The sequence below is a fragment of the Piscibacillus sp. B03 genome (assembly GCF_052246295.1).
Classification (GTDB): domain Bacteria; phylum Bacillota; class Bacilli; order Bacillales; family Alkalibacillaceae; genus Piscibacillus.
Genome location: NZ_JBQQCO010000014.1, coordinates 61,239 through 86,257 on the forward strand (window position 1 = coordinate 61,239; position 25,019 = coordinate 86,257).

The 25,019-nt window shown below is 36.7% G+C and carries 27 protein-coding genes and 1 riboswitch; of the genes, 7 read left to right on the forward strand and 20 right to left on the reverse strand.

Features of this window, described 5'->3' with window-relative positions; translation table 11 throughout:
• Position 1 precedes the first annotated feature (1 nt).
• Positions 2 to 448, reverse strand: a complete 447-nt coding sequence (gene hepT, locus ACTWQB_RS10795) for a type VII toxin-antitoxin system HepT family RNase toxin (protein ID WP_443139195.1) — start codon at positions 446 to 448, stop codon at positions 2 to 4.
• Positions 449 to 588: 140 nt separating this feature from the next.
• Here hepT and ACTWQB_RS10800 point away from each other — a divergent pair, with 140 nt between their 5' ends.
• Positions 589 to 861, forward strand: coding sequence for an SAV0927 family protein (locus ACTWQB_RS10800; RefSeq protein ID WP_443139196.1), 273 nt, complete (start codon positions 589 to 591; stop codon positions 859 to 861).
• Positions 862 to 904: 43 nt separating this feature from the next.
• Complete coding sequence (locus tag ACTWQB_RS10805; RefSeq protein WP_443139197.1) at positions 905 to 1,192, forward strand: cytosolic protein; 288 nt, start codon at positions 905 to 907, stop codon at positions 1,190 to 1,192.
• A 24-nt stretch (positions 1,193 to 1,216) separates the two neighbouring features.
• On the opposite strand, the gene ACTWQB_RS10810 is transcribed toward ACTWQB_RS10805, so the two are convergent.
• Positions 1,217 to 1,489, reverse strand: coding sequence for a YutD family protein (locus ACTWQB_RS10810; RefSeq protein ID WP_443139198.1), 273 nt, complete (start codon positions 1,487 to 1,489; stop codon positions 1,217 to 1,219).
• A gap of 137 nt (positions 1,490 to 1,626) precedes the next feature.
• Between ACTWQB_RS10810 and ACTWQB_RS10815 the strand changes: the two genes are divergently transcribed.
• Positions 1,627 to 2,583, forward strand: coding sequence for a M23 family metallopeptidase (locus ACTWQB_RS10815; RefSeq protein ID WP_443139223.1), 957 nt, complete (start codon positions 1,627 to 1,629; stop codon positions 2,581 to 2,583).
• Positions 2,584 to 2,646: 63 nt separating this feature from the next.
• Positions 2,647 to 3,660, forward strand: coding sequence for an aromatic acid exporter family protein (locus tag ACTWQB_RS10820; RefSeq protein ID WP_443139199.1), 1,014 nt, complete (start codon positions 2,647 to 2,649; stop codon positions 3,658 to 3,660).
• A 142-nt stretch (positions 3,661 to 3,802) separates the two neighbouring features.
• On the opposite strand, the gene ACTWQB_RS10825 is transcribed toward ACTWQB_RS10820, so the two are convergent.
• Both ACTWQB_RS10825 and ACTWQB_RS10830 read right to left on the reverse strand, forming a co-directional pair.
• Positions 3,803 to 5,131: a sensor histidine kinase gene (locus tag ACTWQB_RS10825; protein ID WP_443139200.1), complete on the reverse strand. Its 1,329-nt coding sequence runs from the start codon at positions 5,129 to 5,131 to the stop codon at positions 3,803 to 3,805.
• Complete coding sequence (locus ACTWQB_RS10830; protein ID WP_443139201.1) at positions 5,132 to 5,812, reverse strand: response regulator transcription factor; 681 nt, start codon at positions 5,810 to 5,812, stop codon at positions 5,132 to 5,134.
• A gap of 160 nt (positions 5,813 to 5,972) precedes the next feature.
• Between ACTWQB_RS10830 and ACTWQB_RS10835 the strand changes: the two genes are divergently transcribed.
• Positions 5,973 to 7,160, forward strand: a complete 1,188-nt coding sequence (locus ACTWQB_RS10835) for a S1C family serine protease (RefSeq protein WP_443139202.1) — start codon at positions 5,973 to 5,975, stop codon at positions 7,158 to 7,160.
• Positions 7,161 to 7,409: 249 nt separating this feature from the next.
• Here the strand turns inward: ACTWQB_RS10835 and aceA are convergent, their stop codons facing one another.
• The 12 genes from aceA to ACTWQB_RS10895 all read right to left on the reverse strand — a co-directional run bounded on the left by aceA (position 7,410) and on the right by ACTWQB_RS10895 (position 21,119).
• Positions 7,410 to 8,681, reverse strand: coding sequence for an isocitrate lyase (gene aceA / locus ACTWQB_RS10840; RefSeq protein WP_443139203.1), 1,272 nt, complete (start codon positions 8,679 to 8,681; stop codon positions 7,410 to 7,412).
• Complete coding sequence (gene aceB / locus ACTWQB_RS10845; protein WP_443139224.1) at positions 8,671 to 10,245, reverse strand: malate synthase A; 1,575 nt, start codon at positions 10,243 to 10,245, stop codon at positions 8,671 to 8,673. The genes aceA and aceB overlap by 11 nt, the downstream gene beginning before the upstream one ends.
• A 646-nt stretch (positions 10,246 to 10,891) precedes the next feature.
• A complete protein-coding gene (locus ACTWQB_RS10850) occupies positions 10,892 to 10,996 on the reverse strand; it encodes a methionine/alanine import family NSS transporter small subunit (protein WP_443139204.1) in 105 nt (34 codons plus the stop codon).
• Complete coding sequence (locus ACTWQB_RS10855; protein ID WP_443139205.1) at positions 10,993 to 12,540, reverse strand: sodium-dependent transporter; 1,548 nt, start codon at positions 12,538 to 12,540, stop codon at positions 10,993 to 10,995. Before ACTWQB_RS10855 ends, ACTWQB_RS10850 begins: the two co-directional genes overlap by 4 nt.
• A gap of 373 nt (positions 12,541 to 12,913) precedes the next feature.
• A complete protein-coding gene (locus tag ACTWQB_RS10860) occupies positions 12,914 to 14,503 on the reverse strand; it encodes a Na+/H+ antiporter NhaC family protein (protein ID WP_443139206.1) in 1,590 nt (529 codons plus the stop codon).
• A 101-nt stretch (positions 14,504 to 14,604) separates the two neighbouring features.
• Positions 14,605 to 14,773, reverse strand: a riboswitch (Lysine riboswitch).
• Positions 14,774 to 14,831: 58 nt separating this feature from the next.
• The gene (gene yunB, locus ACTWQB_RS10865; protein WP_443139207.1) at positions 14,832 to 15,647 is read right to left on the reverse strand and encodes a sporulation protein YunB; all 816 of its coding nucleotides are present in this window, start codon (positions 15,645 to 15,647) and stop codon (positions 14,832 to 14,834) included.
• A gap of 54 nt (positions 15,648 to 15,701) precedes the next feature.
• A complete protein-coding gene (locus ACTWQB_RS10870; protein ID WP_443139208.1) occupies positions 15,702 to 16,799 on the reverse strand; it encodes an HD-GYP domain-containing protein in 1,098 nt (365 codons plus the stop codon).
• Positions 16,800 to 16,863: 64 nt separating this feature from the next.
• On the reverse strand, positions 16,864 to 17,169 hold the full coding sequence (locus tag ACTWQB_RS10875; RefSeq protein ID WP_443139209.1) for a YunC family protein: 306 nt from the start codon (positions 17,167 to 17,169) through the stop codon (positions 16,864 to 16,866).
• Between the two features lie 63 nt (positions 17,170 to 17,232).
• Positions 17,233 to 18,612, reverse strand: coding sequence for a bifunctional metallophosphatase/5'-nucleotidase (locus tag ACTWQB_RS10880; protein WP_443139210.1), 1,380 nt, complete (start codon positions 18,610 to 18,612; stop codon positions 17,233 to 17,235).
• A gap of 22 nt (positions 18,613 to 18,634) precedes the next feature.
• Entirely contained in the window at positions 18,635 to 19,456 is an 822-nt protein-coding gene (locus ACTWQB_RS10885; RefSeq protein ID WP_443139211.1) for a sulfite exporter TauE/SafE family protein, read from the reverse strand.
• A gap of 243 nt (positions 19,457 to 19,699) precedes the next feature.
• Positions 19,700 to 20,209 (reverse strand): YfiT family bacillithiol transferase, encoded by a 510-nt coding sequence (locus ACTWQB_RS10890; RefSeq protein ID WP_443139212.1) that lies wholly within the window; start codon positions 20,207 to 20,209, stop codon positions 19,700 to 19,702.
• A 346-nt stretch (positions 20,210 to 20,555) separates the two neighbouring features.
• On the reverse strand, positions 20,556 to 21,119 hold the full coding sequence (locus ACTWQB_RS10895; RefSeq protein WP_443139213.1) for a hypothetical protein: 564 nt from the start codon (positions 21,117 to 21,119) through the stop codon (positions 20,556 to 20,558).
• A 134-nt stretch (positions 21,120 to 21,253) separates the two neighbouring features.
• On the opposite strand from ACTWQB_RS10895, the gene ACTWQB_RS10900 reads away from it, so the two are divergent.
• Entirely contained in the window at positions 21,254 to 21,400 is a 147-nt protein-coding gene (locus tag ACTWQB_RS10900) for a hypothetical protein (protein WP_443139214.1), read from the forward strand.
• Between the two features lie 49 nt (positions 21,401 to 21,449).
• Positions 21,450 to 21,710, forward strand: a complete 261-nt coding sequence (locus ACTWQB_RS10905) for a hypothetical protein (protein ID WP_443139215.1) — start codon at positions 21,450 to 21,452, stop codon at positions 21,708 to 21,710.
• A gap of 265 nt (positions 21,711 to 21,975) precedes the next feature.
• On the opposite strand, the gene ACTWQB_RS10910 is transcribed toward ACTWQB_RS10905, so the two are convergent.
• The 4 genes from ACTWQB_RS10910 to ACTWQB_RS10925 all read right to left on the reverse strand — a co-directional run bounded on the left by ACTWQB_RS10910 (position 21,976) and on the right by ACTWQB_RS10925 (position 24,844).
• Positions 21,976 to 22,140, reverse strand: a complete 165-nt coding sequence (locus ACTWQB_RS10910) for a hypothetical protein (protein WP_443139216.1) — start codon at positions 22,138 to 22,140, stop codon at positions 21,976 to 21,978.
• A gap of 19 nt (positions 22,141 to 22,159) precedes the next feature.
• Complete coding sequence (locus ACTWQB_RS10915) at positions 22,160 to 23,320, reverse strand: SDH family Clp fold serine proteinase (protein WP_443139217.1); 1,161 nt, start codon at positions 23,318 to 23,320, stop codon at positions 22,160 to 22,162.
• A 161-nt stretch (positions 23,321 to 23,481) separates the two neighbouring features.
• The gene (locus ACTWQB_RS10920) at positions 23,482 to 24,417 is read right to left on the reverse strand and encodes an N-acetylmuramoyl-L-alanine amidase family protein (protein WP_443139218.1); all 936 of its coding nucleotides are present in this window, start codon (positions 24,415 to 24,417) and stop codon (positions 23,482 to 23,484) included.
• Positions 24,410 to 24,844 (reverse strand): phage holin family protein, encoded by a 435-nt coding sequence (locus tag ACTWQB_RS10925; RefSeq protein WP_443139219.1) that lies wholly within the window; start codon positions 24,842 to 24,844, stop codon positions 24,410 to 24,412. Before ACTWQB_RS10925 ends, ACTWQB_RS10920 begins: the two co-directional genes overlap by 8 nt.
• Between the last annotated feature and the right edge of the window lie 175 nt (positions 24,845 to 25,019).

The window sequence follows — 25,019 nt, forward strand, 5'->3', positions numbered from 1 at the left end:
ACTATTTCTCCTCACGTTTTTTGAAAGTCGTCACAGGTCCCATTTCCTTCTCAAGGTAGTCCAATACATACGGTCTGAAGTGCTCTAATGTTTTAACATGTTTAGACAGCACTTCTTCAATTTCCTTATGATTGACGTTTGTATATTCACGTACAAGCATTTTTCTAAGACCTATTGTCTCTTTATAAGCAGTTTCATCTTCTTTAGGAATCACTTGCTCGTCCACTAAAATATCAATAATATCTTCATAACTGCCTGGGTCACGCATAATGAACCCGTCAATCATCATATTTCCGACATCAATAATAGATTCAACTACCATTTGAGCTAAGCGCTCTGTTCCTAACTTTTCTAAAAATGATTCACTCGTTTGTTGTTCATAAGTTTCCAATAAGCCGTTCATATATAACAATGTTTGTTCAATATGGTCTCGATCTACGAAGTACATTTAAAACACTCCTTAAAATTGTTCTCAATACGTTATATTATCACATTATTGACATGAAACGAATTCGCATACAGTTATATTATGACATAACAAAGAAGATTTGCTAAAATGATGTCAACACTTGTTGAGGAGGCTTAACATTGGAATTTCAAATTATTTCAGATGAAAATGAATCAGCACAACTTCGTTATATCTGTGCGAAAACGGACACAAGGCGTTACGATCTTATCATGTTAACCAGCGAAAGTTTAGACAAAAAAGGTGAAGTGGTCATCATTGACGATCAAGGTTCAAGGTATACAAAAATACATAAGGATAAAATAGAGAACAGTGAATATTTAGCCCATGCATTTAATGTAAATGAATACGAAGCAGATGAAATTTATGATTTCTTAAAACATGTTATCGAATAAGATTAAGCCTCCTGTGCAAACTATTGGTACAGGAGGCGTTTTTATGCGAAAAAGTCGAAGAATTAAAGACCAGCAAGATGATTTTACACCTGTTGAGGTACAAGACAATTATCAAGTGCCTGAAGAGTTTCCTGATGGGAATTACGGTAATCCAATCAATAAGGATCGACCACTAAAACCTTACCCAAATAAAGAATCCAAACGACACCATACTGCGTTTGGATATGAGAATAAAGAACTTCATGCAGATCTTCCAAGACAATACCCAGGAGCTCATGTTCCACAGGATTATCCAAATGATGAAGGCATTACGCGTGATGAAAAAGAATGACCTCAAATTTCGAGGTCATTCTTTTTATAAATCAATTTTTTTAAGTACAAAGTAGGCGCAACCAAAGTTGCAATACTCGTATAAGTAATCTTCTAAAGTAGAGATTTTAGTATCAAAAGTTGCTTTTTGATTTTGGTCATCGTAAAACCCTTTTAATCGGAGTTGTCCAAATCCCCAATCCCCAACTATGAAGTCATATTTCGTTAATATATCACTGAAACGCTCATTAATGGCTTCTTCTTGAAAACCTTCTTTATGATCAATAATTAATTCATAACGTTGTCCTAGAAATTCCACTACTATCACCTCTGCTACAAATAGTGTACCATATTTTCCTATTTTAAAGAGTACATTTTTTTCAAATAAATGAACAGTATAACAACCAAGTAGATTTATCTAAAGGAGATTTTAACATGAGACGTCTACATAGGCGAATGACAGTAATCATCTTACTAACTATTATGGTTGTCTTACAAACTCACAATATCTCGGCGGAAGAAAATGAAGAGCTGGATGAGGCAACTCTGAGAAAAGCTTTATATCAAAAGACTGAAGCACTAACTCAGGTTCCTTGGTACTATATAGCAGCGATGGATCAGTATGAACGTAACATTAAGAAGACAAATGATGAAGACCGAATAACAGGAATTCAAATTCCTTTAGAAAAGTGGTACGGCATTCTACCTCCACATTCTAATCATAAAGAAAACGAATCGACTCTCAATTTATTTAATGGAATAGGAAAAGATGGGAATGGTGATGGCATTGCAGATCCGACAAATGATGAAGATGTATTATTTACGCTTGCTATGGAAATACAGCAAAGTATTGCCGAAAATCACGACTTGGAATCGGCGATTACTACTTATTACGAACGAGAAAAAGCCACTAAAATCATTACAGAAATAGCCCAGATGTTTAGGCATTTTAATACAATTGATTTAAGTAAGCGCGCATTTCCAATACCGAAATGGAATAACTACAGTTACCGATCCACTTGGGGCGACACTCGTGGTTATGGAGGACGTCGTATTCATGAAGGAACTGATATTTTTGCAGGATATGGAACTCCAGTCCGAAGCGCGTCATATGGTGTCGTTGAGATTAAAGGATGGAACCGTTTTGGTGGTTGGCGGATTGGCATTCGTGACATGTACAATATTTATCACTACTACGCACATTTAAACGCTTTTGCTGAAGGCATTGAAGAAGGTAATATCGTTGAACCTGGTGAAGTCATTGGATATGTTGGAGCTTCTGGTTATGGACCAGAAGGAACATCAGGTAAATTCCCACCACACTTGCATTACGGTATGTATAAAGATAATGGTAAACATGAGTGGGCTTATGACCCATACCCTTATTTAAGACGTTGGGAACGAAATCAGTAACTTGATTTTCCGCTTCATTCTTGAAAAAATATAAGGAGAGAAGAATTTTTGGAGTGGAAAACCTTGAAAAAAATTGCAGGAAGTCGAGTCATCAAAACAGGGGTCGCCATTTTTATAACCGCATGGATTTGTGACATGATAGGTTGGCCCCCTGTTTTTGCTGTTATTACAGCGATTGTTACCATCGAACCAACTGTGTCACAGTCCATTAAAAAAGGAATCGTTCGTTTTCCAGCATCAGCGATCGGTTCTTTTTATGCTGTTTTATTTATTACCTTATTTGGTCATGCACCAATCACTTACGCTCTAGCAGCTGTTTTCACAATTATTACGACTTACCGCTTGAAATTATACGCAGGTCTCTTGGTGGCAACGCTGACTGCGGTGGCAATGATTGATGTCATTCATACTAATGTTTTTTTATCATTCTTTATTAGATTAGGTACTACGACAATAGGGTTAATCGTCTCAACATTAGTTAACCTCTTCGTCTTACCACCTGATTACACAAAAGATATTCAATCAAAATTAAAAGCGATCACACAACGGACAGGCGAAGCTGTTGAAATGACGTTTTGTCAGTACATATTAAATCGTGTTGACAAAGCCAAGTGTCAACACGAATTGGATCAACTTGACCAAGAAGTACATAAAATTGAATCCTTAATCGAGTTTCAGAAAGACGAATCAAAGTATCATCCACTAACGGTCGATGAACAAAAAGAATTTCAGCACGCCCAGCGCCAACTCGTGCGCGTAAAAATCATGATTTATCATATGGACAACATACTTAACACCCCACTGACAGAACTGCAATTGAGCGATAAAGAAAGAAGCAAGATTTTAGAATCAGTCCATGAACTTGCTTACGCCATGAAGACGCATACCCAATTCGATTTAGAACAACATCACCAGAAACTAAAAGATCTGATGGAACTTTATTGGGAGGACAGTGACAAAATCCGTGATGGCAAGCAAGAATACCCAACCGCCTTCCCAGCAGAAATCATCGTGTTATATGAGTTAGTATCTATTTTTACGATTGTTGAAAACTACTATAAAGAAGAAGGCGTTTAATGTTTTATCGGCAAGTTTTCTGGATTTATCGGTAAGTTTTTGGATTTTATCGTCAAGTTTTTATGATTTATCGGCAGGTTTTCTAGATTTATCGTCAACTTTTTAAAATTTTTCGGCAGGTTTTCCGATTTTATCGGCAAGTTTAATTTTTAGTCCCAACCAATTCAATTACAAACCTTGCTCCTCCTAATGATGACTGTTCAACTTTTATCGAGCCTTGTGATTGCTCAATGATTGTGCGAGCAATAGCAAGGCCTAAGCCTGTCTCCCCACCTTTTCCTTTCACAAATCGATTAAAAATATATGGGATTAAATCTTTTGGAATTCCATTACCATCATCTTCTATCACGATTTGACTATCTTTAAAACTAACCTCCACTTTCGAATCTGCATGCCTAATTGCATTTACAGCTATATTCAGCACAGCTTGTAAAAACTTTTCATGATCCACATACAATCTAAATTCCTTGACTTGCTTCACACCAAAGTGAATACCTTCTTTTTCAGCTAATGGCAACATTCGATTATGAACCTCATTCAATAATGTTTTTGATTCGATCCATTCTCGTTCATAAGGTAGTTCTTCGCTTTCAAGCTTAGCAAGCCAAATAATTTCGTTAATGATTTTCTTTAACCGATTAATTTCTTCAACCATCGTTTCAAGACCTTGATCACGCTCTTTGCCTTCAAACACGCCCTCTTTAATTCCTTCAGCATACCCTTGGATCGTCATCAGAGGTGTCTTCAGTTCATGACTTGCATTTTGGAAAAAGACTTGCTGTGATTGCATGTAATTTTTTAACTCATTAGCCATATCAAATAAACTCTGTTCAACTTCTTTTATCTCACCTGTAGCATTAACACGTTCTAAATCATCAAAACGTCTCTTCTCAACTTTCTTCAACTCATTCTTTAACATCGTTAATGGTTTAACTAAGCGATTCGTTAAGAAGTAACTTAGTAATATTGCAAGAGCACCTCCTATTAAGAACACAATTAATAGCCTGTTAAAAAAACTACTTTGAACAGCTTGTAAATCCCGTATAGGTGTTAATAATATTAATTCCGTTCCACTATTATTCGGTTGCCTTACAATACGAGCCGTGACATATTTCTGAGACGTACCATCCCATAGTTCATCGGAATAATTGTTAAAATAACCTTTTTCATAGAACTGACGGGTATTATCAACAGACATAGTTGAAAACAGAACCGTTTCCTCTGTTCTGTTATATAAAATCAACTCACCATCTTGTGATTGTAAAAACTCTTGGAATTCGTTAACAGAACGAATTGACCCATACTCTCGATTTAATATATCGATTAAGATTTCACCTTTTTGCTTTAGCTGCGTTTCTTCTTTATCGATTAACATGTCCATAATTAGTGAATAGGTAACAAAGCCTGTTACTGTTAAAATAACGACCAAGAGTGTAGTAAAAGCTAAATTTAGCTGTGTACGTAACCTCATTTAAGATCCCTCATCCATTTTTAAACGGTAGCCATACCCCCACACGGTCTCAAGTGGAATGTCAGGCATTTTTTTACGAAGGCGTTTTACTAAATCATCAACGGCACGATCACTTCCAAAGTAATCATCGCCCCATACGTGTAATAACAACTCTTCGCGCGAATAGGCACGATTAGGGTATTCAGCGAAAAGCGTTAACATATCAAACTCTTTTGCCGTCAACTCTACTTCCTCATCATCCCAAAACACACGTCGCTCACGTTTGTCTAGTTTTAATGGACCAACTTGAATGGCATTATTAGGTTTTGGAGTACTTGGACGATCGACGCGTTTAAATAATCTTTTAACTCTTGCAACTAATTCACCTGGGCTGAAAGGCTTTGTTAAGTAATCATCTGAGCCTAATTCTAATCCTAAGATTTTATCTATATCTTCATCTTTTGCAGAAATGATGATAATCGGTACATCACTGTCTTCTCTGATCTTTTTACAAAAATCATACCCATCCATCCCTGGCAACATAATATCTAATATCCACATATCTGGTGGTTGTGACGTATGTAGACTCATTGCATCTTCTGCTGTATCAAACACGATTGTATCAAAATTTGATTTCTTTAAATAAGCAGATACGATTTGCTGAATATGCGGATCATCTTCTACAATTGCAATTCGCTTCATATTACGCACCTCCATTACTTCTATACCCTATGTTACAACTATTTTATATAAATTGAGAAATCACCTGTTAAATTACACACTTTTTATATATTTTCATTAAATGATTGCCACAAAAACGATCCATAATATTAATTGAAAATAAAATGATGAGGTGATCAATATGGAACAAAACTATAACGATTTCAAAACACAACACCAAGAATCAACTGCTCATCAGAAAAAAGGAACTGGTCAAATCTTAGCAGCCGGCATCTTAGGTGGTCTCGTTGCTACGGTTTTAATAGCTTTCCTACTATCTAGTAATATATTAACAAGTGCATCCAATGAAGAGCCAACACCTACCCAGGAGGCTGCGGAAATTTCAGATCAAATTTTTGATGATGCCTCCTTATCTGCAGATCTCAATGAACTTTCTAAATCTATTGTAGGGGTTGTCAACATTCAAAGGCAAAATGTGTTTGACCAAGGTTCAGATGCAGGAACTGGTTCAGGAATAGTTTATAAAAAAGACGGAGACTCAGCCTATGTTGTAACGAACCAACACGTCATCGATGGTGCGAAAAGTGTTGAAGTCGCACTTAATCAAGAAGAGCGTGTAGAGGCTGAAGTGATTGGTGAAGACCCATTAACAGATTTGGCTGTATTAAAGATTGATGGGAAACACATCGATACAGTGGCCAAATTAGGTAGTTCAGAAGATTCCATGGTTGGTGACACTGTTGTTGCCATTGGTAACCCACTAGGATTAGAGTTTTCTAATTCTGTTACAAAAGGCATAATTAGTGGTAAAAACCGATCATTAAGTGTCGATACGAATGGTGACAGACAGCCAGATTGGGTAACGGATGTTATTCAAACAGATGCAGCCATCAACCCCGGCAACAGTGGTGGCGCATTAGTCAATGCCAAAGGTGAAGTCATTGGTATTAACTCTATGAAAATAGCCCAACAGCAAGTTGAAGGCATGGGCTTTGCAATTCCAATTGAGCAAGCTCAGAAAATTATATCTGATATTGAGGAACACGGTGAAGTCAAACGTCCATTAGTTGGAATCAGTGTTGTTAAAATGAATGAGGTGCCACAACCTTATACACAAAACATTAATGTTCCTGAAGATGTTAAAGAAGGGATTGTCGTAGCTCAAGTGGAAAGTGGTTCACCAGCTGATGAAGCAGGCTTGCAGCAGTATGATGTCATTACCAAAATTAATAATCAAGAGATTAAGAACTTAATGGATTTAAAAGTGTATCTCTATAATGAAGTAGAGTTAGGTGATGAAGTGGAATTGACTTATTATCGTGATGGTAAGAAACAAACGACGACAATTTCTCTCGACCAAACAATTTAACAAGTAATAGATTTTAAACAAAACCGCTGGATGGTGGTGACCCCCAAGAGTTAGATTTTTCACTCTAACTCTTGAGGGCAGTACCGATACCCAGCGGTTTTTGTGTGAAAGGGATGATTTTACTAGACAATATTTGAGTTTTACTAGACAATTTCGCGATATTACTAGAAAATTTTTTCAATACTAGACAAATCATGTTTTTGTATAGCAGAAAAAATCACAAGTGGCCGTTCATCCATGCATTGCAGTTCAAAACTGCTCCGCTTCTGTTGATCCTGCTAATGCCACAGTTGATGATGTGCCTCCTGAGATGACTTGTGATACTTCATCGAAATAACCTGTACCGACTTCGCGTTGGTGGCGTGTTGCTGTGTAGCCATCTTTTTCACTCGCAAACTCAGCTTGCTGCAACTCTGAATAAGCCGCCATACCTTGATCGCGATAATTACTAGCCAGTTCAAACATGCTGTGGTTTAATGCGTGGAAACCAGCTAATGTGACGAACTGGAATTTGTATCCCATCCGACCTAACTCTTTTTGGAACTCTTTTATTTCAGCATCAGATAATTTGCGTTTCCAATTAAATGATGGTGAGCAGTTGTAAGCTAATAATTTTCCTGGGTATTTTTCATGGATTGCATCTGCGAATCGTTGTGCTTCCTCTAAGTTTGGTTCAGCCGTTTCACACCAGACTAAATCCGCATGAGGTGCATATGCTAAACCGCGCGCAATAGCTTGATCCAACCCTGCTTTTGTTCGATAAAACCCTTCTGCCGTTCGCTCCCCTGTAATAAACGGTTCATCGTAAGGATCAATGTCACTTGTGATTAAGTCAGCTGCATTCGCATCTGTACGTGCGATGATTAATGTTGGCGTTCCCATAACATCTGCTGCTAAACGAGCTGAGATTAAATTTCGGACAGCCGTTTGAGTCGGCAATAAAACTTTACCACCCATGTGACCACATTTTTTCTCTGAGGCTAATTGATCCTCAAAGTGTACAGCTGATGCGCCAGCTTCAATCATCCCTTTCATAAGCTCGAAAACGTTTAGCTGACCACCAAAACCAGCTTCAGCATCTGCTACAATTGGCGCAAACCAATCAACCGAATCATCACCCTCCGCATGGTGTATTTGATCGGCACGTTGCAAAGCTTGATTAATCCGTTTCACCACACTCGGTACACTGTTGGCTGGATACAAGCTTTGATCCGGATACATATGTCCTGATAAGTTTGCATCTGCTGCAACCTGCCACCCACTTAAGTAAATAGCTTTCAAACCTGCTTTAACCTGTTGCACTGCTTGATTCCCTGTTAACGCTCCAAGCGAGTGAACGTAATCTTCTTCATGAAGTAATTTCCAAAGTTTTTCAGCTCCACGAGTCGCTAATGTGTAATCAATATCAATCGAACCTTTTAGACGTTCGACATCTTCAGGTGAGTATGGACGCTCAACTCCTACCCATCTCTCATTCGTCTCCCAATCATTTCTTAACTGTTCTACTCGATTAACGTTCATTTGTTTTTCCCCCTTGAATTAATAATTGGTATGCTGGAATCGTTAAAAAATCTTCAAACTCTTCTGATGTCACTAAGTCTATAAACAACTGACAAGCTTCTGGGTAATTCTTTTTTAATTCTTCCGGAAGTAAAGATTCAACTAATTCGAGGTTAATCTTCCTTCCATCATCCAAATGCGCACCGTGTTGAAGCCACTGCCAAACTTGTGCTCGTGAGATTTCAGCCGTTGCGGCATCTTCCATTAAATTATTTAATGGAACAGCTCCACGCCCCCCTAACCAGGCGGCAATGTACTGAATTCCAACAACAATATTGGTCGTTAACCCTTGTTCCGTAATCTTGCCATCAGGTACTTCTAATAAATCTTTCGCCGTAATATGAAGATCATCACGTTGACGACTAATTTGATTAGTTCCGTCCATAAACTTTGTGAAAACATCCATCACTAAATTGACCATCCCTGGATGAGCCACCCACGTACCATCATGACCATCCCTAACTTCGCGTTCTTTATCTTTTTGCACTTTATCGAAGGCTGCTTCGTTTGCCTCTGGATCATTTTTTACTGGAATCTGAGCTGCCATGCCTCCAATCGCAGGAGCTTGACGCTTATGACAAGTTTTAATCGCTAATAAAGAGTACGCTCTCATAAATGGCGTCTCCATCGTGACCGTTGCTCGATCTGGAAGAACATATTTAGGGTCATGATGGAAATTTTTAATATAACTAAAAATATAGTCCCAACGTCCACAATTTAAGCCGGCAGAGTGTTCACGTAATTCAAACAAAATTTCATCCATCTCAAACGCAGCTGTAATTGTTTCGATTAATACAGTTGCTTTAATCGTCCCTTCAGGAATACCTAAGTAATCTTGAGCAAATACAAACACATCATTCCATAAGCGAGCTTCACGATGATTTTCTAATTTCGGTAAATAAAAGTATGGTCCTGTACCTTGGTTAATTAGTTCTTTAGCGTTATGGAAAAAATATAGTCCAAAATCTACTAAACTAGCTGACATTGGTTCTTCATCGACGATTAAATGCTGTTCATCTAAGTGCCACCCTCTTGGTCTAACTATTAAAACTGCTGGATCTTCATTTAACTTATATTCTTTTCCATTATCACCCGTAAAATCAATCTGCTTCCGAATCGCATCTCTAAGATTGATTTGACCGTTCATCATGTTTTCGAACGTTGGGGACGAAGCATCCTCAAAGTCTGCCATGAACGTTTTTGCACCAGAGTTAAGCGCATTAATAATCATTTTCCGATCTACTGGCCCTGTAATCTCTACTCGTCGATCAAGTAAATCATCGGGTAATGGTGCAACCGTCCAATCTCCCATTCGAATATCTTCTGTTTCATCCAGAAAATCTAACTGTTTCCCGTTTTGTAATTCTTCGGTCTGTACTTGGCGTTCTTTTAATAAATGCTGGCGCGTGTCATCGAATCGATGGTGTAGTTCGTATAAGAAATCCAGAGCTTCTTTAGTTAGAACTTCTTCTAATTGATCGACTTGCTTTGTTACTTCAATCCGCTTTACATTTTCTATCAAGATCTAAACCTCCTACTGTTATAAAACATATAATTTTAATAACAATTGTTATATAACAACATCTACAAAAAATTAGTCTTCCTTCTTCGAAAGACAATACTCACATTCTAAAAGAACCACACTCTCATCAACAGGTTTACCACACTCTTGGCAAATGTGTTTCATAAATTATACCCCTTTCTGTTACAATACAAGTTTTATTTTGTTGTTCTGTTATAAAACAGTTTATGTGTAAATTCAGAAAAATGCAACACCTTTTTTAAGATTTTTTCTTGAATTGTTAATTCATGCCCGTCTCTAATAGCTTTCTCAATTCAAAACGGTACTTTTTTACTATGCAGCATATTGATTATGAACGAGTTTCTCTTTTTTATGAACGAGTTTCTCTCTTTTATGAACGAGTTTCTCTCTTTTATGAACGAGTTTCTCTTTTTTATGAACGAGTTTCTCTCTTTTATGAACGGGTTTCTCTCACTTATGAACGGGTTTCTCTCTTTTATGAACGAGTTTCTCTCTTTTATGAACGGGTTTCTCTCTGTATGAACGTATTTCAATCACTTATGAACGTAACACTCATGCCCTAACAGTTTTATCTCCACTAAAAACAAAAAAAGTGAGCAGATCGCAATCTGCTCACTTCTACTATCATTTAATTATTTTTAGAACGTTTAACAGCTGTAACAATACTTGCTGCTAAGCCTCCCCAGATAATTACCATACCAATGATCATAACGACAATCGCTTCTAATGTCATACGGCTTTATCCTCCTTTGACGTGTCTGAAGATTGACCTAAGAGCTCCGGATTCCACTTTTTCAATGTAAATAGTAAACCGAAGATTAATGCTCCTGCTGCAACTGCCCATCCACCGTAAAGGATGAATGCGTCAGAGTAGCCTTCATAGTTACCGTTATCAGTATCATGTAGGCCTAGGATGTTTTGTTTAAATAAACCAAACATCATGTAACCAAGGACGATTGGCGTAATGACACCAAGTGATGCTTTCCACCAGCCGCCAAGCTTAATTGAAGAAACACTATTAGCATGTTCTTGAATATTACCAAGCTTACGTAGTACCCAAACAACTACGACAACTTCTACTAATCCGATAAATGCTACACCGAATTGGTTAATGAAGTAGTCTGCTGCATCTAAGAAGAATAGACCACCTTGTGTCGCGAAAAGTAACGATACAAGAGTTGCTAGACCTCCTCCTAATAACACTGCTTTACTTCTTGAAATATTAAACTTCTCAGAGAAACCTGCCACATATGTCTCAACAATTGAGATTAGTGACGACATACCAGCTAATACAAGTGAAGCGAAGAATAAGAACCCAAATAAACCATTCATTCCAGGGAACTCATTAATAATTAACGGGAAGATTACGAATGCTAAGCCAACTCCACCCGCTACAACTTCTTGTACTGGTTCACCCATTTGTCCGGCTAAATAACCTAACGCCGCGAATACACCAATACCTGCTAATAATTCGAAACTAGAGTTCCCAAAACCTACGATAAATGCGTTACCTGTAATATCAGATTTCTTATCTAGATAACTAGAATACGTAATCATAATCGCAAATGCGATGGATAAACTAAAGAATATTTGTCCGTAAGCCGCAACCCAAACAGTAGGTTCTAAAATCTGAGAGAAATCAGGTGTGAAAAATGCCGTTAGACCAGCACCTGCACCTTCTAAAGTTACAGCACGTACAACAATAATTAAGAAAATAACTACTAATGCTGGGATAAAAATACGGTTTGCAATCTCGATCCCTTTTCTAACACCTTTAAATAATACGAATAGTACGACAGCCCATACAATTAATAATGGGATTAAGACTTCAGGGACGAATACACCCGTTTTACCTGGCCCCACTCCTTCAGCTGTAATGCCTAAGAAGTCATATAGGAAGGTTTCAGTGTCTGCTCCCCACTTTTGTCCAATTGCAAAATAAGAATACATAATTGCCCATGCGATAATGGCTGCATAATAAGTGGAAATAACAAACGATACGAATACTGCCCACCAACCTAGCCATTCTGTTTTCTTGTTTAAACGCGTAAATGTTAACGGCGCAGATCCACGATGCTTATGACCTAAAGAAAATTCCATGATTAATAGTGGAATACCAGCCGTTAATAATGCGATGAGGTATGGTATGAAGAATGCGCCCCCACCACTTTCATATGCTGTTGCTGGGAAACGCCAGATGTTACCTAGTCCAACAGCTGAACCTACTGCTGCTAGAATAAACCCTAGCCTTGTACCCCATTGAGCACGATTTTCCATCTCAATACTCCCCTTTCAAAGATAGTTTCTAATAGTTTATGTGCTGGTCTTAATTTTAATGAATTTTATATATATTCAGATAATTAAGGCCATAAGTGTATATAAAGTATTGTAACCAATGGCCTAGAGCATGTCAAAGTTTTTTTCAGAAATTTCAATTAACAAATTTATACATAGAAAAGCGCATGCGTCCGTTTAACCACGCAGTGATTGGACCGACTAAACTGTGATAAAGGAAACACGATGAGCTTAGCAAATCGATGTTGACTTATCGTAGGTTTAGACGGGAAATCACCCAGTGGTTGGACGAATTGCGCTAGACAGATAATAGAAAAGCGCAATGACGAATTGTCATTACGCTTTCCAATTTATATTAGTTTGTAGAAATCTTTCTATAAATCACGTAAGTCATTAAGACTAAAGTACCAATAGTCACTAATAAACCTAGAATCATAGAATTTGTAAATGCAAACATGAGATAACCAAAAATAGATGCAACGGCTGCTAATATTGCATATGGAATCTGTGTTAAGACGTGGTCGATGTGGTTTGAACCTGCACCTGTCGATGATAGTACTGAGGTATCTGAAATTGGTGAACAGTGGTCACCAAACACAGAACCTGCTAATACAGCAGCAAGTGCTGGAACGAAGTAGCTCGGGTCCGTTGTTGCTGCGATTTGACCAGCAATCGGAAGCATAACACCAAATGTTCCCCATGATGTTCCAGTTGCAAACGCCATTAAGCCCGCTACAACGAAAATAATTAATGGTAAGAATGCAACGTTAAGGTCTGCTTCTTGAACTTTCTCAGCAATAAATTCACCTGTTCCGATACCATCGATGATCCCAACAATCATCCATGCTAATACCAGAATGTAAACTGCAGGTAGCATTGCTTTAATTCCTTCTAAAACAACTCTAAAGAAGTTTGATTTTGTACCAGGCTGAACAAAGAAGAACAAGATTGCAACAATAACAGCAGATAAACCACCCATTACTAATGAGAAGTTAACATTAGTGTTAGCAAATGTTGAAACAACGGTTGCAGCTCCTTCAGATGCTTGCACACCTGTATAAATCATTAGTGATACTGTAACTGCTACTAATGTTAAAATTGGAACAACTAAATGGTAAATACGGCCATGTTCATTTTCCGGAACATCATCTTGCAGGTCACCAGGCACATCAGAGCGAAGTGGATCAATTAACTCACCTGTCTGCTGTGCTCTAACTTCATGCTCTTTCATAAGGCCGACATCTAGTTTCATTTTAATAACTAAGAATACAAGAATGATAGCTGCAATAGCATAAAAGTTATACCCAATTGTACCAATGAAAGCGTTAAAAGCTGAGTAGTCATTAAGCGCTTGATCCGCGATAATGGTACCAATAATCCCGATAATATAAGCACCCCAACTAGATATAGGCGATAATACCGTTACAGGAGCTGAAGTAGAGTCAATTAAGTAAGCTAACTTAGCTCTTGATACTTTCTGACGGTCTGTGATTGGGCGAGAAACCTGTCCGATTGTTAAACTATTGAAATAGTCATCAATAAAAATTCCGAGTCCTAATAAACCAGCTGTGTACTGTGAACCTTCTCTTGTCTTAATTTTCTGGATGGCCCAATTACCAAATGCTCTAGCCCCACCAGTCGCAGTTAAGAACGCGATTAATACTCCTAGTAATAATAAGAACAATCCCAGTTGAATACTCCAAGTGTCCCATTCACCTATAGAGAATGATCCATTCGGAATTAAGTTCATTCCTCCTAAGTAGAATAAATCTCTAAATGAAGCCCAAATCGTCGCGAACGTGTCTAAAATATTGAAGCTTTCAATCATTAGAGCACCGACGATAATTCCAGCACCAAGTGATAATAATACTTTTCTAGTTAAAAGGACTAGTATAATCATCACAATCGGCGGAATCAATGAATACCATGTGCCGATAAAATCCATTTTCATTCCTCCTAAAAAATTTTAGTTAGTACAAGTTTATTCCAAATAAAAAAAGTAATGATAGAGAAATCTACCATTACTTTACACAGACTGGTTATTTCTCGATCAGTAGCTCCCCGCCCAACGCGAGAGTATATACCTTATTCAGATATACACCAACACCCATTTCTTGACGAAAATGGAGTGCTTCGGCAAATAACCCTTTCATGTACAGTCATTGTTGTCATCCTCATGCACATTACTCTTGTTAGTTGCGCCTCTACCTCATCGATCGATAAGGTTTATCTAGTTGTTTAAAATTTCACTTTGTTAATATAGCACAGGTTAATTAATTTTGTAAACCACCAATTTGTTTTTCTTCACCTAATTCACTATAAGGTATGGAAATACTAGGAGAATTGCCTCCACTACTATAGAAATCTGGGACTAGACCTTGAATAATTCGTGTATCAACTGGAATAGTCGTTACTACTTCTGTCGTTTTGGTAGAAAAAGGAATAACAATCTGCACGTTAACCTTTATTTCTATTTCAAGGCGGACCAATGCATTATTTATTCCATACTCTTCAATTATAGTTATAAAATCGGGTTGAACATCCCCTATAACACTAAAGTGAACTGGAACTTTTGGACCTAAGTTAGCTAGCAAGGCATTACCAGAAGCTTGACCGATTGGAATCCTCACAAGTGCTTCACTTTTCGTCGGTTCGTCAGGTTCAATCACTTCATCCTCTTCTTCTATATCAAAGTCAAGGGAGTTCCCTATGGGGCGTTCTCCTCTTTCCAGTCTTTTTAAATAGTTTTGAACCCTAAAAGTGGCATTTCTTAAGACCCGATTCACCATTACGGCATTCCATCCCATGGATACAATATTACCATCATCGTTCGTTTCAATTTGAATAAGATTTTCAACATCCAAGTCATCAGCAATTCGCTTGCTGACCGCTTCATTTATCGCTTCACGCGCATACTGACCTGTTAATGTTTCAGCAATATCAATTAAAGTTGGTTCAATACCGCGATTAATAATATAAATTGATAAAACTAATGAAATTACAAAACTCACAAATGTGAACATAAGAATTTGACCAAATGTTTTTGGTTTACGTTTTTTAAAAGGTTTCGGCCGATGAGTAACCCGCATGAAGAAAACCCCCTCGAAACATTTTATGTTCGAGAGGGTTTTGTTATGTATTAATTAGGACGGGGTCGTATTACACTCAGTAATTACCACAGATGGGTTACTGGCTAGATTTAAGTCATAGACTTGACTGGTTTGAATTTCGTGAGCTTGTTCTTCAAGAATACGAATAATTGGCCTGTCAGGCACCTTTGTTTGACTTGCAATAATTCCTTTTCGCCCATCACTTAAGGCAACATACGAGCCATTCGGATAAATAGAAATATGTTTTCTAAATAATTCTATGTACTCTTTGGAATATTGTGTACCACTACCAGAATACAAGATTTCTAATCCTTCATGAGGTAGAAATGCATTTCGATAAACTCGATTGGATGTGACCGCATCAAACACATCTGATACGGCCATGATTTTTGCGTACTCATGTATATTAGGTTCTTTAAGACCTAAAGGATAACCACTACCATCCAATCGTTCATGGTGCTGATAAGCGCAGTTCGCAATCGCTTGTGGAATATTTTCAAAACGTTTCAATATTTCATAGCCGTAAGTGGTATGTTCTTTTACCACTTCAAATTCCATATCGGATAGCTTTCCTGGTTTATCAATAATAGACTTTGGAACATGCATTTTACCAATATCGTGAAGCATGGCACCAATTCCAATCTCCTCTATTTGTCTTTCAGAGAAATTGAGTTCTCGTGCTAACACTAACGTGTAAACAGTTACATTTACAGAATGGTTATATAAGTAATCATCGAACATGAATATATCTGACATGATCGATAAGATTTCATCATGATTGTTCACAACATCAATAATTTCATTGACCGTTTTTTGAACGTCTTCAACGGATCTTTCCAACATATATTGCTTATGTTTTTTATCATTATATTGATCAAATATTTTAAACGTCTGTCTAATTTTCGAAATAGCTTCGACACGTAACTGTTCGTCAATAATATTTTGTGGAACAATATCTTCGGCTAACGAATCCTCAATATACACGTACCGAAAGTTAAAATCTTTTAGTCTATTTATTAATTTTTGAGTAAATATAACTTCCTTTTGTAATAAAATGCGACCATGTGCATCAATGATAGGTTTTGCGAGTTGATCTCCTGGTCTTAGTGCGTCAATCGTTACAGCCTTCATAGTTTTCCCCTTATTATGACATCTTTTTAACTATGATAAGCTTTTACGACATTTTTTTCAATGACTATTTAAGGCGAAGGAGTGCTTCCTTACCACTCATGCCCTCTTCCCAGCCGTATGTTTCTTTGGCGTAATTCGTAACTTTTTGTAATGGTGCGTATAATAATTCATCTCTCGTACGGACACCAACTGCTCTCCCGGCAACGATTTTACGGCCTGCTAATTTTTCATTTAATAAGTCTACATCAAGTGCGCCACACATGATATAACCTATATCATTTGAAATCACTAATAAATCGGTTTTAGGTAATTCAACATGCACAAATGTAAAAGGAACATCATCGATCCAAATTGGTTCTACATGTACCATTTCTCATCCTCCTCCTTCTCATATACCGTATGAAGACAAAAAAAAGAAGTGCCTGTCAAACCCTTATTTTAAGGTAGATAGGCACTTCTCCAGGATGTCTCGTAAAAACTCTGGAAGGTAATAATGTTTTTCTTTTACTGATGAAATAGGTGGTAATAACCAAGGGAATGAGAAAGTATCAGCGGTGGCGATTGTATAAGTTGCGTGAGGATCTACCTTCTCACCATTCACAAAAACAGTTTCGACATAATGTGAATTTTCATGATAATCAAGTTCAACATTGGAATAGACCATTTTGCCAATTCTTTCTCCCCTAAAACCTAGCCCTTTTAATTCAAATTGAATAAAACGCTCTGATTCAACCATTCTAACCGTTTCAACCAGTTCTTGACCTGTTAAAACCATCGTACAAGGATTCATCGGGTGCGGACAGCTTCTGTGGATGTCTTTCCTCGTAACAGGGCCCTCATCAAACCCAGTTAACAAAACACCTGAGTTTAGCATGGCGCAGTCAGAATTTGTCCACTTTCTTAATGCCTGAACAAAATGTTTCATCAAGGAGGTTTCTTCTGACCAATTAATCGGGTAAGGCTGTTCAAGTTCTGCGACAACACGCCCTAATGTCTCGTCTGATTGATCGTTAAGGTCTTTCAATTGCTTCGTTGTCGCCTGATCTGGTTGTTCATCTTCTACAGAAATAGCATACCCTTCTCGATCAATGACTGAGCGTTTCTCATGATCATACGTTAATGTAACTGTTCCGTAGTAATAACCATGTTTTCCAACAGCCGTTATTAATGTACCGCGATGAATTTGTCCTTGTCTTAATAAATGATGTGTGTGACCACCAATAATAACATCGATATCATATTGCTCAGCCATTGCTTCATCGGAATTAATCCCCAAATGGGATAGGACGACTAATACGTCTGATTGAGCACGAATGTCTGAATACCATTGATCTAACACATCAAATGGTGGATAGGTCTGCCAGCCTAATTTTTCATAAAATGCTTGAAAAGGGGCCGTCAATCCAATTACACCAATTTTAATTCCAGACGGTGTTTCGTAAATTTTATATGGCTTTAACCAATCCGGTTTAGCTTCATATTTCGGTTCAACGTTAGCGCAAACAACATCGAACGTTGCATCGTCATATAAATGATAAAGTTGTTTGGAAGGTAGTGTGATGCCTTCATTGTTGCCTAATGTTGCAACGTTAAAATTAGCTTGATTTAGAAGCTGAATATTACCATTTCCTAAAGTTGCTTCGGTAATTGGATGCGATCTGTCCATATGATCACCATTGTCTAATAGCATATAAAATTCTTTTTCGAATTGATGCTTATACGTTTTTTCTTTTATGTCATGCATGATTTTTGGCCAATTTTCAAAATGACTATGTAAATCGCTAGTGAAATAAAAATGTAGCGTTTCTCTCATACTTCATCTCCTTCGTCATCGATTACAAAATTAACCGTATCCCAATTATAATCATTAATAATCGCAATATCCATTCCAGCACTCGACTGTTTAACTTTTGATTTAACTTTGCTCCTAATACACCACCAAGCCAAGCACCCGGTACTGCTAATAATGCATATTCCCATATCACATTTCCGGCAATAACATGCGCACTGGATGACACAATACTTGAAATAAAAATCATAAACATCGAAGTTGGTGCTGCAATATGAGCTGGAAAGCTAAAGAATAAGATCATCGACGTGACCATTAACGAGCCTCCACCAATTCCGAAAAGCCCTGAGATCATTCCAACAAAAAAAGAAATGATGACGCCGAAGATGATGGAATAAGAGTATTGTACCGTCTCACCTGATAGCTCAAATTCTCTATGAATGTATAACTTTCTATCTTGAACATAGCGTTTTTTAGCAAACTGAAGCAAATAATCCTTTACAAAAAATAAACTCGCTAATATGAGCATTAAAATACCGAAATATAGTTCAAAGACTTCTATTTCCACATAACTATTTAACCAGACACCTACTAGCGCGCCTGGAATACTGCCCGTTAAAAATACAAGCCCACTGTAAATGTCTACCCGTTTACTTTTAAAATATGTAAGAGTTGAAGATAATCCTGTAAAAATCATGATTAACAAGGACATTGCCACAACGTTTTGTGGTGTGACCCAACTAAATGAATCAGAGAATTTGGAAAGAAACAATAGTGCTGGTACGAATATGAGGCCACCGCCTAGTCCGACTAAGCTTCCCATAAATGCACTTGCTAAACCTATTATAAGCATGATTATTAACAACATATGCAATCCCTCTCTTTAATATTAGATTAGCATATTTTGGTCAATTTAAATAGGTTGCTGGTGCGAGTGATAATTTCTTCTGTTTTATCGACCCCTATTTGAGATTTATCGACCCTATTTCTAGATATATCGGCCTCGAAATTTGTCGACGAGGTAAAAAATGCGGTTTTATCGACCCCTAATTTAAATTTATCGACCCTTTTGCTCAAAAAAATGGCTTATTGAGGTCAATAAGCCATTTCACTACTTCGATAATGCTATTTTGATATGTTCTAAATGGTGCTCTTCGTGCCAAGCTAACTTAGCTAGCTTTGTTGCAACCGTTATTTCACCATTTACCTCGTGAGTGAACGCTCTGTCTAATTGTTCTTCTTTCAAACTAGATCCTAACGATACAATCCGTTCATTGATGCCTTCTAACATTTTAATGGAGCTTTCAACCGGAAGTTTGGTGTCGGGTTGAGTTGCCCATTTGTCTTGGTCAAAAGCTGGAACTGTTGGATTATCGTCTGTTAGGGCTAGCTTCAAGCGTTGATACATGTTTAACTGTGAATCTGCAATGTGATGAACAAGTTCACGTACTGTATAACTGCCTTCGCGATACGTTTTGTCTAAATCCTCTTCACTTAATGAGTCAACCGTTTCCCTTAATCGATCTGTGTAAGTCTTAATTTCAGATAGCCACTTTTGAACGTGATCTAACGTAACGTTATCTGGCACTTCTAATTCACCGATAGGAAATTTAACACCCATGTTTCACGCCCTCCTTTTATAGTCCTTGATTTATATCTTCTATGATTAATAAGTAGTTTCCTTTAATCAAAATCAAAAAAATAACCCTGGTATAAACTGAGTTATACCAAGGGTTATTATCGTTATTAACCAATTGAACCTTCCATTTCAATGATATATACGTGCATTGGTTGATTTCGTTTGCTAGAATTACCGCTAAATCAACCAATGTGCAATTTTTATATTTGTTTGAAACGCCATCTTTACTAATATCGTTAGCATACTTGTTATCAATTTAAATCATGTGAAAAGCTATATCAACTTATACCATTTACCACTTTAATAGAAAAGATATGCAACTCTCTTTTCAATAATTTACCGTCAAATTACTTTTAAATTCAAAATGGTCATCCACTTCATCATCATACCCCATTTTAAAATTTGACCAACTTACTTCAATTTCTTCTATATCTCGAACTGGAGTAAGCATTTCAAAAACATAAAACCCCTCATAAGTATTTCCCTTCTCTGAAATTTCATCATCACCTTTTTCGAAAGTAGCAACTGAATCTTGGTAGGATATTTCTTCTCCGTTGTCTAACTTAATTTCCATTTGTCCAGGATACACCTTGAATTTGTCATGTGAGAGATTTTTGAAGTCCACTTTTAACCCGATGTAATTAGAATCATCTTCTGTCGATAACCTAATGTTCTGAAATTCAATATTTAACCCTTCGAAATTGTGAGAAATGTCAACATCAAAATGATAATCCCAAAAATAACTTTTCTCATTATACTTTTCTAATTCTTGATCCATTTTCTTATCATCTTCAGCTTCTGCTTCTGCTTGAGAATTTAACTCATCATCACCAGAACAACCAACAATTACAACAATAAATAGTATTGTTATACTGAGTAAACCCTTTCTCAAATTAACTCCCCCTCTATAACTACTACCAACATTATACATATTTCTAAATATTTCTACAATATATCTTGACTTCCAAATAAATTTCTATTTTATTAGTATCTAAAGAGAGTTAAGTGTTAATAGGAGGGAAAATTATGGAACTACAACAAAAACATGATAAATACGCTTTAATCACTCAGATATTAGAGGTAGCTTGTCAGCTGAAATATGATAGCCAGTATTCTAAAGAGCAAGCTGTTAAGGATTTGGAAAAGGTTGTGAAAAATATAGAAGAAAATTAACTCATATTTTGTCGCTTTTCCTAATATACATGTTTTAGGAGGTGGCAAAATGAAAAAGGATCAAGATAAGCATAGGGAAATTGCGAAAATGTGCAGAGAAATCCTAGATCAAGATAGGCCCTATTATCAAATTTATAATTTAACTGACCGAGAAAAAGATCTAGCTATTGATTTACTGTTAAGAGCCGTTTTGGGGTATTCAGAAAGAGAGCTAGAAAAAGGTTTGCCTGGTATGGACTACATTGAAAACAAATTTTATGCAGCTTATTATCATATTACAAACAAGTTAATATATCCTTCGCGTAATTAACACCAAATTCCCCTTTTACTCGATTCTAGAGTTAGGAGGGGATTTAATAATGGAATACATTTTTGAAGGTCATTTAGTAGATTAGGAAAAATGGGAGTATTATTGGTATTATGAGGATTGGGTCTATTTTGGCGAAGCGATGTCTGAAATATGTTATAACGCTTATCTTGATACTCCCAGCAAAAAAGAGTGTGATGAAATATGTAAAAGGCTATCTGGGGAGGTGCGAGTATACATTCTTAAATAAAAAAGCCCTAAATAGGGCTTAGGTTGAAGTTGTTACAAAATATTGAGTTTCTTTCATTTCCTCTGATAAACGTTGTAATTCTTTAATCTCTTCTGAAACGCTCATAGTATCTTTGATTTTAAATTTGTATTCTGGTTCATTTTGGATCCTCTTCAATTCTTCGAAAACTTTGTTATCACCCATTTACACAACCTCCTATATATTATAATATCACTTTCTTCTTTGTTTGACTCTCAATTTCTCTTATCATTCTTGTAACATCCATTTGATTTGAACAATTTTCACATTCAACTGTACCATCATCATTGATTAATTTATACCCTTTTTCGGGTTGTTGTTTAGATTTAAAATTTACTTGAATTTTATTCGTGTATCCACATTTACACTTCAAATCCACGAATATATGTTCGTGCGAATCATTTTTTTGCGGAATAGGAGCAGAATTGATGTTTTCATTAAAAAATCTATATATTTGAGAATTAATTGTTTCAATCATTTTATAAATATTGGAATCAAAAGTCATTCTCATAAGAGCGTTATACCTTTTAATAGCATCATTTAATTCCTCTTGCTCTTCATAATTAGTGATTTTTAATTTAAGCTCCTCTAAGTCATTAATCCTTAACGACCTACCATGCGTTTTCCATTTTTCATTATTACACAATTCAGCCGCTATTTCTTGTGCCCTTGCTATTTTTTCTTCATCTCTAACTTCTTCCCCTGTTTTTGAATGTATATTCCAATCCTTAAATTTATATGTTACTAACCAATCTGTCACTAAATCTATAGCAAAGTCTAATGAGTTTTGCGCACTTTCCAATTCGCCAGGTGAAATTCCCTGTAATATTGGGATGTAAGCTTGATTAAGACGTTGTTTTTCATCCACTTCACTTTTTATTTTCTCAAAACCTTTAATTAATGCATCTGCAGAGAAAGTTTTTCCTTGCCATGAAATTTGTGCATCTATGGGACCTAATGCAGAAGTACTATCCATTAATATATCATCACAAGCCATAGAAATTATTGTTCCAGCACTTTTTGCCCATCCCGGAATAATGACGGCAATATCTTCAAATTTATTCCTTAATGTTTTCACTATGTCTTCTGCAACTTCTCCTGATCCACCCGGAGTTTCTAATATAATATCTACCTTATTATTGTTTAAATTAGACAACTGATCATAAAAAGGTACTAAATCATCATACGAAAGTGAGATTGGCGCTCTACCTTTACTGAAATCTGCTGTATAAACTATGATATCTCTTCCTCTTATTGATGATATTTTTTCCAGCATTCTTTTTCTCTCTTTGGTGATATCATCAAAACTCATCTTTTTGTCTATGTATTCCCAATAAATGCCCATAAAAATCCCCCTTTACTTACTATATCGGATTCTATAATAATTTGTTAAATCCTTCAAAAATGCAAAAAAAATTAGCCCCTCAATTTCGAGGGGCTTTAGAGTCGGGACATGTTTGTGATCAGTCCACGCTATTATTATTTTATTGAATCGTCTTTTTATGCTTACAAATTACCTTTATTCAATCGACGTTGGAGCTCTTTAACCACTTCTGATGGACGACTTAACACTTTATCATGAGTTGTACCTAAATACTTTTGTAATTTACCGATGGTTTCTGGTCCTAATAATCCATCAACTTTAGCACCTATTAATTGTTGTAAAGCTTTAATGACTAAGCTTCCTTTTTTACCACTACCAAAAACAATAGTATTACCATAAAATGCATTGGTTATAGGATTACGTACCTGATCACTTATTTTGCCATCAACAACGGTACCTAGGTATTCTTGCAGTGCTCTAGTGGTTTTTTCTCCCCACTTACCATCAATAACTAATTTATTCTTAAATGCTGTCCTAGAAGGTTTTGTTTTCTCTGAACTTCCATTAATCGTCTTTTTCAAACTAAAAATACGAACTAACCCATTCACATGACCCTCTGCGATTGAATCAAGAAATGAGTCTTGTTTTAATAGTGCTGCATCTTGAGCGTTGTCAATAAAGCCATTTTCGGATAACATCGCCGACATTCTAGATTCACGAAGCATGTGAAAGTTAGCTTTCTTCCTGCCTCGGTTTGGCAGGTTAATTGCCTTTGTTATTTCTTCATGCATAACGTTGCGGTATTGAGCGGTTTGTGAAGAATCAGAAAGTCCACTATAAATATAATCCTCATAACCTCTCGCACTACCATTGAACGCATTAATATGAATCGATAGTAAATAATCAGCCCCCCATGCATTCGCATCATCTGTACGTTGTTTTAAGGTTAATGACTTATCAGTAGTACGTGATAATCGAACCTGCACACCATCGTATTGTTTAAGTAAATCTCTTATTTTTAGTGAGATGGCCAACGTTAAGTTTTTCTCTTTTAAGCCGTTACCAATAGCGCCGGGGTCGCTTCCACCATGACCGGGATCTAAATATAACTTAACCATTAATGTCACGCTCCTTATCTGAGAATTCTTCTTTCATTTCTTGAGTTACACTTTTGTTATCTTCATTAATGCTGTTCAATTTATCAGCTAATCCAGGAGGTGCGATGACACCTACAGCTGCTAAATTCTCAATAATACTCAATCCTTCGTTCGCAATATAAAAAAGCACAGTCGCATAAGTGACTGCACCATTTAAACCTAAAATCTGATCAACAACATTGGCCAAGATAATCACGACTAAAATAAGCAGCTTTCTAGCGTATCCAAACAACGATTTTCTGGACCATAAGTTCCCGTTCTTCAACGCTTTAAAAATCCCTGTTACAATATCAAGTGCCATTAATAGTAAGAGTAAATGTAGAAATTTTACGTTCCCAAATAAATAAAAATGCGCTGCTTCTAAATAGGACAAATTAACACTTCCCATCTTCTCATCTCCTTTGAATTAATCAAGAGTAAGACCCCCTCTATATTTTTTGGTCATAAAAAAAGAGGTGGTTAACACCTCTCGTACTCCCAACAAGTTAATTATGCTGTAAAACGTTCCGTCAATTTCTCTTTAACTAGGCTTTCTAACCCATCTAAACCAGGGTTAGCTTCGT

Coding starts and splice junctions, on each gene's coding strand:
- hepT (WP_443139195.1), bottom strand. CDS start 448: ATGTACTTCGTAGATCGAGACCATATTGAACAAACATTGTTATATATG.
- ACTWQB_RS10805 (WP_443139197.1), top strand. CDS start 905: ATGCGAAAAAGTCGAAGAATTAAAGACCAGCAAGATGATTTTACACCT.
- ACTWQB_RS10815 (WP_443139223.1), top strand. CDS start 1,627: ATGACAGTAATCATCTTACTAACTATTATGGTTGTCTTACAAACTCAC.
- ACTWQB_RS10825 (WP_443139200.1), bottom strand. CDS start 5,131: ATGAGGTTACGTACACAGCTAAATTTAGCTTTTACTACACTCTTGGTC.
- ACTWQB_RS10830 (WP_443139201.1), bottom strand. CDS start 5,812: ATGAAGCGAATTGCAATTGTAGAAGATGATCCGCATATTCAGCAAATC.
- ACTWQB_RS10835 (WP_443139202.1), top strand. CDS start 5,973: ATGGAACAAAACTATAACGATTTCAAAACACAACACCAAGAATCAACT.
- aceA (WP_443139203.1), bottom strand. CDS start 8,681: ATGAACGTTAATCGAGTAGAACAGTTAAGAAATGATTGGGAGACGAAT.
- ACTWQB_RS10850 (WP_443139204.1), bottom strand. CDS start 10,996: ATGACATTAGAAGCGATTGTCGTTATGATCATTGGTATGGTAATTATC.
- ACTWQB_RS10855 (WP_443139205.1), bottom strand. CDS start 12,540: ATGGAAAATCGTGCTCAATGGGGTACAAGGCTAGGGTTTATTCTAGCA.
- ACTWQB_RS10860 (WP_443139206.1), bottom strand. CDS start 14,503: ATGGATTTTATCGGCACATGGTATTCATTGATTCCGCCGATTGTGATG.
- yunB (WP_443139207.1), bottom strand. CDS start 15,647: ATGCGGGTTACTCATCGGCCGAAACCTTTTAAAAAACGTAAACCAAAA.
- ACTWQB_RS10870 (WP_443139208.1), bottom strand. CDS start 16,799: ATGAAGGCTGTAACGATTGACGCACTAAGACCAGGAGATCAACTCGCA.
- ACTWQB_RS10875 (WP_443139209.1), bottom strand. CDS start 17,169: ATGGTACATGTAGAACCAATTTGGATCGATGATGTTCCTTTTACATTT.
- ACTWQB_RS10880 (WP_443139210.1), bottom strand. CDS start 18,612: ATGAGAGAAACGCTACATTTTTATTTCACTAGCGATTTACATAGTCAT.
- ACTWQB_RS10885 (WP_443139211.1), bottom strand. CDS start 19,456: ATGTTGTTAATAATCATGCTTATAATAGGTTTAGCAAGTGCATTTATG.
- ACTWQB_RS10890 (WP_443139212.1), bottom strand. CDS start 20,209: ATGGGTGTTAAATTTCCTATCGGTGAATTAGAAGTGCCAGATAACGTT.
- ACTWQB_RS10900 (WP_443139214.1), top strand. CDS start 21,254: ATGGAACTACAACAAAAACATGATAAATACGCTTTAATCACTCAGATA.
- ACTWQB_RS10905 (WP_443139215.1), top strand. CDS start 21,450: ATGAAAAAGGATCAAGATAAGCATAGGGAAATTGCGAAAATGTGCAGA.
- ACTWQB_RS10910 (WP_443139216.1), bottom strand. CDS start 22,140: ATGGGTGATAACAAAGTTTTCGAAGAATTGAAGAGGATCCAAAATGAA.
- ACTWQB_RS10915 (WP_443139217.1), bottom strand. CDS start 23,320: ATGGGCATTTATTGGGAATACATAGACAAAAAGATGAGTTTTGATGAT.
- ACTWQB_RS10920 (WP_443139218.1), bottom strand. CDS start 24,417: ATGGTTAAGTTATATTTAGATCCCGGTCATGGTGGAAGCGACCCCGGC.
- ACTWQB_RS10925 (WP_443139219.1), bottom strand. CDS start 24,844: ATGGGAAGTGTTAATTTGTCCTATTTAGAAGCAGCGCATTTTTATTTA.